Consider the following 10,039-nt stretch of genomic DNA (forward strand, 5'->3'; position numbering starts at 1 on the left):
GCTCGGCCGGCCGGCACAGCTCCGCGACGGTCGGCGATGAGCCCGCCGCCGCTCCGGCCGGTCAGCCGAGCAGGACCACGTCCAGTCTCCGCGGCCCGTGCACGCCCTCGACCCGCTCGAGCTCGATGTCCGAGGTCGCGGACGGCCCGGAGATCATCGTGACCGGGGCCGTGGGCTCCACGCGGGCCAGGGCCTCCGGGATCAGCTCGACCACCGAGTCGAGCGGCACCACGCAGATGTGGTGGTCCGGGACCAGGCTGATCGCCCGGCGGCCCTCGTCGGCGCGGCCGGTCAGGAAGATCGTGCCGGTCTCGGCGCAGGACACGGTGGAGGAGGTGACCACGGCGTCCACGGCGTTGAGCTCCCGCACGCCGAGGGCCGAGGCCGCCCGGGCGTCGTTGGGGTCCACGATGACCCGCCGCATGCCGGACTCCTCGGGCAACCAGGAGCGGTCCAGGCCATCCGGCACCACGTAGCGGGCGGAGGCCCCGAGCAGCTCGGCGATCCGGGCGGGCAGGGACTCGGGCGTCTCGTGGTGCACGGCGGCCTTGTAGTCGACCAGCCGGTCCTCGAGCATCTCGACGAGCTCCTCGCGCGGGCGGTCCGAGGTGGACCGGTAGCTGCGCTCGACCTCCGGCACGGGCGGCGCGTCGTGCAGCGCCCCGCGGATCCGGGCCAGGATCTCGGTCTTGGCGTCGGTCATCGCGCTCCCCCGTTGGTGCGGTCATCGTCCCGGTCGTCGGTGCGGTCGTCGTCCCGGGGCTCGTGCGGCGCCGCGCCGCCGTCGTCCGGGCCGACTCCGGTGGCACCGGTGGCACCGGTGGCACCGCCGTCGGCGGCCACCCGCTGCTCGGTCTCGTCGGCGTGCTCGGCCCACCAGTTGCGGAAGGACTCCTTCGGCGGGGCGGGGATGTCCCGCTCGTCGGTCCAGCCGCCGGCCGCTCCGGGCAGCCAGCCGATCGCCCGGTCCCTGCCGGCCAGGGCCCGGCCCAGCGGCAGGGCCTTCTCGGCCAGGGCCATCCGCTTCCCGGAGGACATCACGAAGGACGCGCCCTTCATCATCAGATCCATCTCGGACGGGGCCTGCGGCCGGCGCCGGGAGCGGGTGGTGGCGGGTGCGCCGGCGTCGTCGGCCCGCTCCCCGTGCTGCGTGCGCACGTCCTCGTCGCGCAGGTGCACGAGGATCTCCGGGATGTTGATCTTCACGGGACAGACGTCGTAGCAGGCCCCGCACAGCGAGGACGCGTAGGGCAGCGAGGCGTTCTGCTCGGAGGTGATGCCGGTGAGCTGCGGGGAGAGGATCGCCCCGATCGGACCCGGATAGGTGGAGCCGTAGGCGTGCCCGCCGGCCTGCTCGTAGACGGGGCAGACGTTCAGGCACGCCGAGCAGCGGATGCAGTGCAGGGCCGAGCGCCCGGCGGGGTCGTCGAGCACCGCGGTCCGGCCGTTGTCGAGCAACACCACGTGCACGTCCTGCGGACCGTCGCCGGGCGTCACCCCGGTCCACATCGAGGTGTAGGGGTTCATCCGCTCCCCGGTCGAGGAGCGCGGGAGCAGCTGCAGGAACACCTCGAGGTCCTGGAACGTGGGCACGATCTTCTCGATGCCCATCACCGTGATGAGCGTGTCCGGCAGGGTCAGGCACATGCGGCCGTTGCCCTCGGACTCCACCACGGTCAGCGTCCCCGTCTCGGCCACGCCGAAGTTCGCCCCGGAGACCGCGACGGTCGTGGTGAGGAACTTCTCCCGCAGGTGGGACCGCGCCGTCTCGGCGAGGTCGCGCGGCTCGGACGTGAGCGACTCGTCCGTCTCGGGCATCTCCTGCAGGAAGATGTCGCGGATCTCGTGCCGGTTCTTGTGGATCGCCGGGACCAGGATGTGGGAGGACTTGTCGTGCCCCAGCTGGACGATCAGCTCGGCCAGGTCCGTCTCCGTGGCGGTGATCCCGTGCCCGGCCAGGTGCTCCTCGAGGCCGATCTCCTGGGTGGCCATGGACTTGACCTTGATGACGTCCGGGGAGCCGGTGGCCTGCACGAGCTCGGTGACGATCCGGTTGGCCTCGGCGGCGTCGCGCGCCCAGTGCACCGTGCCGCCGCGGGCGGTGACGTTCCGCTCGAACTCCTCGAGCAGCTCCGGCAGCTGCGCCATGACCCGCTCCTTGATGGCCGAGCCGGCGGCCCGCAGCTCCTGCCAGTCGGGGAGCTCCTCGACCACCCGGGTGCGCTTGCCGCGGATCGTGTGCGTGGCGTGGCGGATGTTGGCGCGCATCTGCGGATTGCCGAGCTCGGACTTCGCGGCGGCGGGGAACGCCGTGCGCGCGTGCAGGTTCCCCTGCCCGTGGACGGGGCGCACGGCGGGCATGCCCAGGGCGGTGCGGCTCATCGGGTGCCTCCTGCGGCGCCGGCGGACTGCGCGGACGGACGGGACGACCCCGCGCGGCGCGCCCCCGGGCCCGGGATGGACAGCTCCACCGGCCCGGAGACGTCGAGCGGGTTCTCGCGGGTGGAGGCGAGGATCTCGGCGAAGTGCAGCGTGGCCACTCCCGTGTCCCGGCGGGCCATCGCCCCGCCCAGGTGCATCAGGCAGGAGGCGTCCCCCCCGGTGCACAGCTCGGCGCCGGTGGAGACGATGTTGCCGATCTTCTCCTCGGCCATCGCCGCGGAGACGTCCGGATTCTTGAAGGAGAAGGTCCCGCCGAACCCGCAGCACTCCTCGGCGTCGGGCAGCTCGACGAACTCGAGCCCCCCGACGGACCGGACCAGGTCCTTCTGCCGGTCCCCCAGGTGCAGCAGCCGCATGCCGTGGCAGGACGGGTGGTAGGTCACCCGGTGCGGGAACCAGGAGCCCAGCTGCGCGGCCGCGTCCGTCACGCCGAGCACGTCGACCAGCAGCTGCGAGAGCTCGTAGGTGGTCGCGGCGACGGTCGCGGCGTCCTGCGCGAGTGCCTCGTCCCCGCCGGCGCGGGCGATCATCGGCTGCTGGTGACCCAGGGAGGCCACGCAGGAGCCGGAGGGCGCCACGGCCACGTCGTAGTCCGCGGCGGTGAAGGCCGCGACGTGGTTGCGGACCACGGGCAGGGCGTCGTCGAAGTAGCCGCTGTTGACGTGCATCTGGGAGCAGCAGCCCTGCCCGGGCGGGAACACCACCTCGTGCCCGAGCCGCTCGAGCACCCGCACGGTGGCCAGCGCGACCTTCGGGTACATCGCGTCCACGATGCACGTGGCGAACAGGGCGATTCTCATGCGGCCTCCGAGAACGGGGACAAATAACGGCGAGAGGGGACGACGACGCTGCGCCACCTGTGGTCTGACCATGCTAGACCGGTGAGACCTGTCACACAATCGGCACCGACAGCCCTGCCCTGCAGCCACCGGATCGGCTGGGTACCGCCGCTCCGGCGCGCGAGATCCGCTCCCTAGACTGGAGCGCACCTCACCTACCGTCAGGAGCCGCCCGTGCCCACGGCCTCGCGCATGTACACCGTCGTCCTCGACTGGCTCGAGGAGCGCCTGCGCTCGGGCGAGATCTCGGTGGGCGACAAGCTGCCCGGGGAGCGCCACCTGGCCGAGGAGTTCGGCATTTCCCGCGCCTCGGTGCGCGAGGCGATCCGGATCCTCGACGCCATGGGACTGGTCCGGTCCTCCACCGGGTCCGGTCCGAGCGCCGGTGCCATCGTCATCTCGGAGCCCTCGGCCGCGCTCGGGTGGGCGCTGCGGATGCACGTGGCCACCCGCTCGCTGCCCGTCCGGGACCTGGTGCAGACCCGTCTCCTGCTCGAGACGCAGTCCGCCCGCGAGGCGGCCGCGGCCCCCGACAGCCCCGAGCGCTCCGCGGCGCTCGGGCGGGCGGCCGAGCTGGTCGCGGCCATGGAGGAGCCGGCCCTGCCGGACGAGGATTTCCACGCGCACGACGCGCAGTTCCACGTACTCCTGGCCTCCCTGGCCGGCAACGTGGTGGTGGAGACGGTCATGGCCTCGCTGCGCCAGGCCACCATCGGTTACGTGCAGGAGACGGTGGCGGGCATCGCGGACTGGCCGGCCGTGCGCCGCACCCTGCAGGACCAGCACCGCGGCATTCTCGAGTCGTTCCAGCAGCGCCGCGGCGAGGACGCCGCCGCGGCGCTGCACCACCACATCACCTGGTTCTTCGGCCACAGCGACGTCGCCCAGGACCGATAGGACGGGACCGTCGGGGCGAACCGGACCGACCGGATCGGGCGGCACCGGCAGGGCTGAGCGGATGCGTGCAGGAAGACGAGAGCGGCCCCACCGGAGACGGTGGGGCCGCTGCGCTCGTCCGCGAGATTGCACGGTAGGGGGCCGTCGGCCGAGGGGGTGCAAGGTGATCCAGGCCTTGCGCGGCCGCGTCCCGGTCCAGGGGGGACTGTCCCGGGGCGGCCCCCTACCGTGAGCAGGTCGGTGGACCATCCGGTCCGGAGCTCGGCCTCATGGGGGGTCGGGCCGTGCACCGTGGGGATGTCTCTCGATCATCCACCGACTTCTTCTTCTCTGCTCGCACTACTGATCATGCCGTGTTTGCTAATGCAGATGAATATACTTTCGTCTACAAGTGCCGTGGACTTCCGTCCCGGGATCGGGCGCCGAAGGTCGACGGCGGCTCAGAGATCGCGCAGCTGCGGATCCACGAGACCGTTCTGGTACGCCTTGATGAGCGCCTGCACGCGGTCGCGGACGCCGAATTTCTCGCAGACCCGGCCGAGGTAGGCCTTCACGCTGCCCTCGGAGACGTGCATCTGCTCGGCGATCTCCCGGTTGCTGAGCCCCTGCGCCAGGAGCGTGACCGTCTCCATCTCCCGCTCCGTCAGCAGTGCGCGCAGGCCGTCGTCCGCCGCGCGCGCCTGCTGCTGGCCGGGAACGGAGATGACGTTGTCCGCGAGCGCGCGGGCGATCGCCGGGGAGAGGGCGATCTCGTTGTCGAGCACCTGGTGGACCGCGGTGATGATCTCTTCGGGCCGGGCGTCCTTGACGAGGTAGCCGGCCGCACCGGCGCGCAGGGCCGGCACCACGAACTCCAGGGTGGAGAACGTGGTGAGGGCCAGCACCTTGGACCGCGGGCTGCGCGCGGTGATCTCCCGGGTGGCCTCGATGCCGTCCATCACGGGCATCTTCATGTCCATCAGCACCACGTCCGGGTCGCACGCCAGGCATCGGTCGACGGCCTCACGTCCGTTGGACGCCGTCCCGATCACCTCGAACCCGGGTTCGGCCGAGAAGAAGGACTTCAGGGCCTCCAGCATCAGCGGCTGGTCGTCCACGACAAGCACTCTGCAATCAGTCACCCGGCCAGTCTATTTTCGCTTGTCCCCTAAAGTGCAATGCGTCATATTCGACTTAAGTCACAAACGGTCTGGACAAAGGTTGCTAGGTCCGACCTGTTAACGTTGGCAACATTGACTTCACCAGGGCAGCACACCCCCCTCGTGGCGGGGACATCTCTCCCCCCGACCCCAGCCACACCCCCCGATCCGGTGCTGTTCTCGTGACTCAAGGAGCCCATCATGACCAAGAAGAAGCTTGCCACCGCCGTCGCCTCCGCCGCCCTCGCGGCGTCCTTCATCGTCGGCCCTGCGGCCCCTGCGAACGCCCTCGTGGTGCAGAAGCCGCAGGCTCCCGGTTACGTCATGTGTGGCTGGTTCCCGTTCCTTTGCCGATGATTATTCCTCGAGTGCGGTACACCATAGGGTGTGACTGACATAGCGACACTCGCAGAGCGACCACCTCGCACAGCCCCGAAGACATCGTTCTTCCACGCCGAGCCCATCGGCATGTGGCTGTCCGTGGTGGTCGTTCTGTATGCCGGCGTGATCATGCTGACGCAGCTCCAGTACCTGCTCCAGCATTTCACGGGTAACACCAACGTCGATCTGATGCTGACCCTGGACGCGATCCTCTCATCGGCAGCGATCGGCATGATCGCCTGGCGGTCGACCTATGCGTCCGTCGCTTCGGTGGCGTGCCTGGTCACCTCGTTCCTGACCCAGTACCAGGCCTCCGTCATCATCACCATCTGCGTGGTCACGGCGGCAGTGGCGGCCACGGCGACGCGGAAGTTCCTGGTCGTCCACCTTCTCGTGTACCTGGCGTGGGCGGTCGCTTCCTCCGTGTTTCCCGGACCGTTCAACTCCGCGTTGTTCTGGTTCTCCTTCAACGGACTGCTCGTGTCGACCCTGGCCGGCTCCGCCGTCAGGTACTTCCAGGGCCAGCGACGCAAGAACGAGGAGCGGGTCCGCGACCTGGAGATCCTCAACGAGCGGCTCCGTGAGGACGAGCGCCAGGCCCTGGCCCGGGACCTGCACGACGTCGTCGCCCACGAACTCACCCTGATCACGATGCAGACCATGAGCCGGCGCCGCTCCGAGGACGTCGGAGAGCTGCACCAGGTCGTGGAGACCGTGGAGAGCGCGGCGCGGTCGGCCCTGCACGAGCTGCGGGTCATGCTGCGGCTGCTGCGGGACGAGAACGACGGCGACCACCCGCGGGACGTGACCGGTGCGGGCCTGGCCATCGGCAGCCTGGAGCACGTGGTCACGTCCCTCGTGGCAAGCCTCCGGGATCTGCGCTTCGAGCCGGAGGTCGTCGTCACCGGGGACCTCGAGGCGATGCCCACGACCGTGCGCGGCACGGCCGCCCGCATCCTGCAGGAGTCGGTCACCAACATCATCAAGTACGCCCCGCGCGAGTCGCGCTGCCGGATCGAGGTGGCGGCGGACCAGCACGAGCTGCGCCTGCGCGTCTCCAACCCCCTGCTCCGGCAGAAGCCCCCCGGGGGCGCCTCGTCGGAGCTGTCCTCCGGGATGGGCCTGCGGGGGATCACCGAGCGCGTCTCCCTGCTGGGCGGGCACGCCGAGAGCGGTCCCGAGAACGGGCAGTGGGTCCTGGACGTGAGCCTGCCCGTGGACGGCCGGGAGGCGCTGTGACCGGTCGCGCCGCGCCGGATCCCGGGCTGCCGCGGCGCGTGGCGGACGTCGTGGCCGGCATCCCGCCGGGCCGGGTGCTGTCCTACCGGGACGTCGCCGAGCTGGCCGAGTGCCGCTCGCCGCGCCTGGTGGGCACGGTCATGGCGCGCAACCCGACCGGGGACGAGCTCCCGTGGTGGCGGGTGGTCACCGTGCAGGGCACCCTCGCCGACCACCTGCAGACCGAGGCCCGGGAACGGTACCGGGAGGAGGGCACGCCCCTGCGCGAGGACGACCGGCACCTCGTGCGCGTGGACATGGACCGCGCCCTGTGGACCCCAGATCCTCCCGAGGCGTGAGCCCGCTCAGTAGTCCGGCGGGCCCGCGACCTCGAAGAAGGTGCTCTCCGGGTCGAAGGTGCGGCCGGTGAGCCGCTCGAACGCCTCGACGTAGCGCGCCCGGGTCCGTTCCACGACCGGTTCCGGCAGCGGCGGGACGGGGCCCTTCCCGTTCCAGCCGGACTCGTCCGAGCGCAGCCAGTCCCGCACGTACTGCTTGTCGAAGGAGGGCTGCGCCTGGCCCGGCGCGTAGGTCTCGGCGTCCCAGAACCGGGAGGAGTCGGGGGTGAGCACCTCGTCCCCGAGGGTGATGGCGCCGCGGTAGGAGTCCAGGCCGAACTCCACCTTGGTGTCCGCCACGATGATGCCGCGCTCCCGGGCGATCTCCTCGGCGGCGGTGTAGATCGTCAGGGTCAGCTCGCGCAGCCGGTCCGCCACGGCGTGACCGACCACGTCGGCCATCTCCTGGAACGTGACGGGCAGGTCGTGCTCGCCCACCTCCGCCTTGCCGGTCGGGGTGAAGATCGGCGCGGCGAGCCGGTCGCCGTCCACGAGCCCCGGGGGCAGCGTGATCCCGCAGACCTCGCCGGTCTCCCGGTAGTCCTTGAGCCCGGAACCGGTCAGGTAGCCGCGGGCGATGCACTCGACGGGGAACATCGACAGGTTCTTGCAGACGATCGCCCGGCCCCGGACGGACTCGGGCACGTCGGTGGTGAGCACGTGGTTGGGCACGTCCGCGAGCTGCTCGAACCACCACAGGGACAGCTGCGTGAGGATCTTGCCCTTGTCGGGGATCTCCGTCGGGAGGATCTCGTCGAACGCGCTGATCCGGTCGGTCGCCAGCACCAGCACGGAGCCCGCCCGGTACTCGGCGTCGTCGTAGATGGCCACGCCCGTGGCCCGCAGCCGCGACCCGTCGGGGACGTAGAGCTCACGGACCTTGCCGGAGTAGATGTGCGTCCACCCGGGGATCTCCGGCGGGGTGGTGACCGTTCCCTGCTCGCTCATGCCTGCTCCTGCCGGGTCCGGGCGCCGGGGACGGTGACGAGGCCCCGGGCGGCCTTCAGCGCGATGTCGGTGCGGTGCTGGGAGCCCTCGAGGGCCACGAGGCCCACTCCCCGGTAGGCGCGCTCGCGGGCGTCCTCGAGGTCCGCCCCGAGGGCGACGACGGCGAGCACGCGCCCGCCCGCGGACACGATCCGGCCGGCGTGCTCGCCCTCGCGGGCCACCGCGGTGCCGGCGTGCAGCACGTGCACGGCCTCGAGCGCCCCCGCCTCGTCCAGCCCGCCGATCGGGTCGCCCTTCCGGGGGCTGTCGGGGTAGTCCTGCGCGGCGACGACCACGGCGACGGCCGTCTCGGTCCGCCAGCGCAGCCGTTCCGCCTCGTCGAGGCGACCGGACGCGGCGTCGTGCAGGAGCCGGCCGAGCGGGGTGGTGAGCCGGGCCAGCACGGCCTGGGTCTCGGGGTCCCCGAACCGGGCGTTGAACTCGATGACCCGCAGCCCGCGGGAGGTCACGGCCAGCCCGCAGTACAGCACCCCCACGAACGGGGTGCCCCGGCGGCGCAGCTCGTCGACCGTCGGGCGGGCCACGCGCTCCACGACCTCGTCCACGAAGCCCTGCGGCAGCCACGGCAGCGGCGTGTAGGCGCCCATCCCGCCGGTGTTGGGGCCTTCGTCGTCGTCGTGGATCCGCTTGAAGTCCTGGGCGGGGCTCAGCGGGATCACGCGGGTGCCGTCGGTGAGCACGAACAGGGACACCTCGGGGCCGTCGAGGAACTCCTCGACCACCACGGACCCGCCCGCCGCGAAGCACGCGGCGGCGTGCTCCAGCGCGGCCGCGCGGTCGGAGGTGACGACCACGCCCTTGCCGGCGGCGAGCCCGTCGTCCTTGACCACGTAGGGGGCGCCGAAGGTGTCGAGGGCGTCGGCGGCCTCGTCCTCCGTGGTGGCGACCCGCGCCATGGCGGTGGGCACCCCGGCGGACGCCATGACCTCCTTGGCGAACGCCTTGGAGCCCTCGAGCCGTGCGGCCGCCCGTGCGGGGCCGAAGACGGCGAAGCCGGCCTCGCGCAGGGCGTCGGCCACGCCGGCGACCAGCGGGGCCTCGGGCCCGACGACGACGAGGTCCACCGCGAGCTCGCGCGCCAGCGCGGTGGCCGCGGCGGGGTCGTCGGCGTCCACGGCGTGCACCGGGACGAGCTGGGCGATCCCCGCGTTGCCCGGCGCGCCGTGCACCTGCTCGACCTCGGGATCGGCCAGCAGAGCGCGGATGATTGCGTGTTCGCGGCCCCCGGGGCCCAGTACCAGAACCTTCACGCCCTCAGGCTAGTTGGCGGCACCGGCATCTGACACATCGTCGCGCGCTCCGGGGCACAACCTCCCAGTGTAGGTAAGCGCCCTGATGGTCGTCATGCAGTTCCCGCGGCCCGGAGACTTCCTCGGACATCTTCCCTGGTGACCCGGCTCACAGTCCTACCGTGGAGGCATGAACACGAACAAGCGAGTCATGGCAGCGTCCGCAGCAGCGATCCTGGGCCTCTTCGTGGCCGGCTGCGACGACACGGAGACGGAGGCCCCGGCCGAAGCCCCGGCGGAGACCGTCCCCGAGAACGAGTTCGCGGAGACCGAGATGGGCGCCGACCCGATGGCCACGGAGACCGGGATGGGCTCCGAGCCCACCACCGGGGCGACGGGCATGAGCGACGCGGCGACCACCGGCGCGGTTCCCGAAGGGGACGCCGGCGAGACCGGCAGCTGACCCTACCTCGACCACCGCCCCGGGG

The 10,039-nt window shown here is 71.7% G+C and carries 11 protein-coding genes; 5 read left to right on the forward strand and 6 right to left on the reverse strand.

Annotated features, from left to right (window positions below; translation table 11 throughout):
* Positions 1-61: 61 nt before the first annotated feature.
* Genes ACH9D3_RS02500 through ACH9D3_RS02510 form a run of 3 tightly spaced genes read right to left on the reverse strand, consistent with a single transcriptional unit; the run spans position 62 to position 3,242 of the window.
* A complete protein-coding gene (locus ACH9D3_RS02500) occupies positions 62-703 on the reverse strand; it encodes an LUD domain-containing protein (RefSeq protein ID WP_396409724.1) in 642 nt (213 codons plus the stop codon).
* Positions 700-2,382, reverse strand: a complete 1,683-nt coding sequence (locus tag ACH9D3_RS02505) for an LUD domain-containing protein (protein ID WP_396409725.1) — start codon at positions 2,380-2,382, stop codon at positions 700-702. The genes ACH9D3_RS02500 and ACH9D3_RS02505 overlap by 4 nt, the downstream gene beginning before the upstream one ends.
* Positions 2,379-3,242 carry a heterodisulfide reductase-related iron-sulfur binding cluster gene (locus ACH9D3_RS02510; RefSeq protein ID WP_396409726.1) on the reverse strand — a complete coding sequence of 288 codons (864 nt, stop codon included), beginning with the start codon at positions 3,240-3,242 and terminating at the stop codon, positions 2,379-2,381. The genes ACH9D3_RS02505 and ACH9D3_RS02510 overlap by 4 nt, the downstream gene beginning before the upstream one ends.
* 231 nt (positions 3,243-3,473) lie before the next feature.
* Here ACH9D3_RS02510 and ACH9D3_RS02515 point away from each other — a divergent pair, with 231 nt between their 5' ends.
* Positions 3,474-4,178 (forward strand): GntR family transcriptional regulator, encoded by a 705-nt coding sequence (locus ACH9D3_RS02515; protein ID WP_396409733.1) that lies wholly within the window; start codon positions 3,474-3,476, stop codon positions 4,176-4,178.
* A 440-nt stretch (positions 4,179-4,618) separates the two neighbouring features.
* Here the strand turns inward: ACH9D3_RS02515 and ACH9D3_RS02520 are convergent, their stop codons facing one another.
* Complete coding sequence (locus ACH9D3_RS02520; protein WP_396409727.1) at positions 4,619-5,299, reverse strand: response regulator; 681 nt, start codon at positions 5,297-5,299, stop codon at positions 4,619-4,621.
* A gap of 219 nt (positions 5,300-5,518) precedes the next feature.
* On the opposite strand from ACH9D3_RS02520, the gene ACH9D3_RS02525 reads away from it, so the two are divergent.
* From ACH9D3_RS02525 to ACH9D3_RS02535, 3 genes are all read left to right on the forward strand, one after another.
* Positions 5,519-5,674: a hypothetical protein gene (locus ACH9D3_RS02525; RefSeq protein ID WP_396401086.1), complete on the forward strand. Its 156-nt coding sequence runs from the start codon at positions 5,519-5,521 to the stop codon at positions 5,672-5,674.
* A gap of 123 nt (positions 5,675-5,797) precedes the next feature.
* Complete coding sequence (locus ACH9D3_RS02530) at positions 5,798-6,937, forward strand: histidine kinase (protein WP_396409728.1); 1,140 nt, start codon at positions 5,798-5,800, stop codon at positions 6,935-6,937.
* Positions 6,934-7,275 (forward strand): MGMT family protein, encoded by a 342-nt coding sequence (locus tag ACH9D3_RS02535; protein WP_396409729.1) that lies wholly within the window; start codon positions 6,934-6,936, stop codon positions 7,273-7,275. The genes ACH9D3_RS02530 and ACH9D3_RS02535 overlap by 4 nt, the downstream gene beginning before the upstream one ends.
* Positions 7,276-7,281: 6 nt before the next feature.
* Here the strand turns inward: ACH9D3_RS02535 and ACH9D3_RS02540 are convergent, their stop codons facing one another.
* Positions 7,282-8,262, reverse strand: coding sequence for a phosphoribosylaminoimidazolesuccinocarboxamide synthase (locus ACH9D3_RS02540; RefSeq protein WP_396409730.1), 981 nt, complete (start codon positions 8,260-8,262; stop codon positions 7,282-7,284).
* Positions 8,259-9,572, reverse strand: coding sequence for a phosphoribosylamine--glycine ligase (gene purD, locus ACH9D3_RS02545; protein ID WP_396409731.1), 1,314 nt, complete (start codon positions 9,570-9,572; stop codon positions 8,259-8,261). The genes ACH9D3_RS02540 and purD overlap by 4 nt, the downstream gene beginning before the upstream one ends.
* 169 nt (positions 9,573-9,741) lie before the next feature.
* Here purD and ACH9D3_RS02550 point away from each other — a divergent pair, with 169 nt between their 5' ends.
* A complete protein-coding gene (locus ACH9D3_RS02550; protein WP_396409732.1) occupies positions 9,742-10,014 on the forward strand; it encodes a hypothetical protein in 273 nt (90 codons plus the stop codon).
* Positions 10,015-10,039 lie beyond the last annotated feature (25 nt).

Origin of the sequence: Kocuria kalidii (genome assembly GCF_044462225.1) — a bacterium.
Classification (GTDB): Bacteria; Actinomycetota; Actinomycetes; order Actinomycetales; family Micrococcaceae; genus Kocuria; species Kocuria kalidii.

What these genes read in the sequence shown, in the direction of transcription:
- ACH9D3_RS02540 (WP_396409730.1), bottom strand. Translation starts at nt 8,262, where the DNA reads ATGAGCGAGCAGGGAACGGTCACCACCCCGCCGGAGATCCCCGGGTGG.
- ACH9D3_RS02505 (WP_396409725.1), bottom strand. Translation starts at nt 2,382, where the DNA reads ATGAGCCGCACCGCCCTGGGCATGCCCGCCGTGCGCCCCGTCCACGGG.
- ACH9D3_RS02510 (WP_396409726.1), bottom strand. Translation starts at nt 3,242, where the DNA reads ATGAGAATCGCCCTGTTCGCCACGTGCATCGTGGACGCGATGTACCCG.
- ACH9D3_RS02550 (WP_396409732.1), top strand. Translation starts at nt 9,742, where the DNA reads ATGAACACGAACAAGCGAGTCATGGCAGCGTCCGCAGCAGCGATCCTG.
- ACH9D3_RS02525 (WP_396401086.1), top strand. Translation starts at nt 5,519, where the DNA reads ATGACCAAGAAGAAGCTTGCCACCGCCGTCGCCTCCGCCGCCCTCGCG.
- ACH9D3_RS02515 (WP_396409733.1), top strand. Translation starts at nt 3,474, where the DNA reads ATGTACACCGTCGTCCTCGACTGGCTCGAGGAGCGCCTGCGCTCGGGC.
- ACH9D3_RS02500 (WP_396409724.1), bottom strand. Translation starts at nt 703, where the DNA reads ATGACCGACGCCAAGACCGAGATCCTGGCCCGGATCCGCGGGGCGCTG.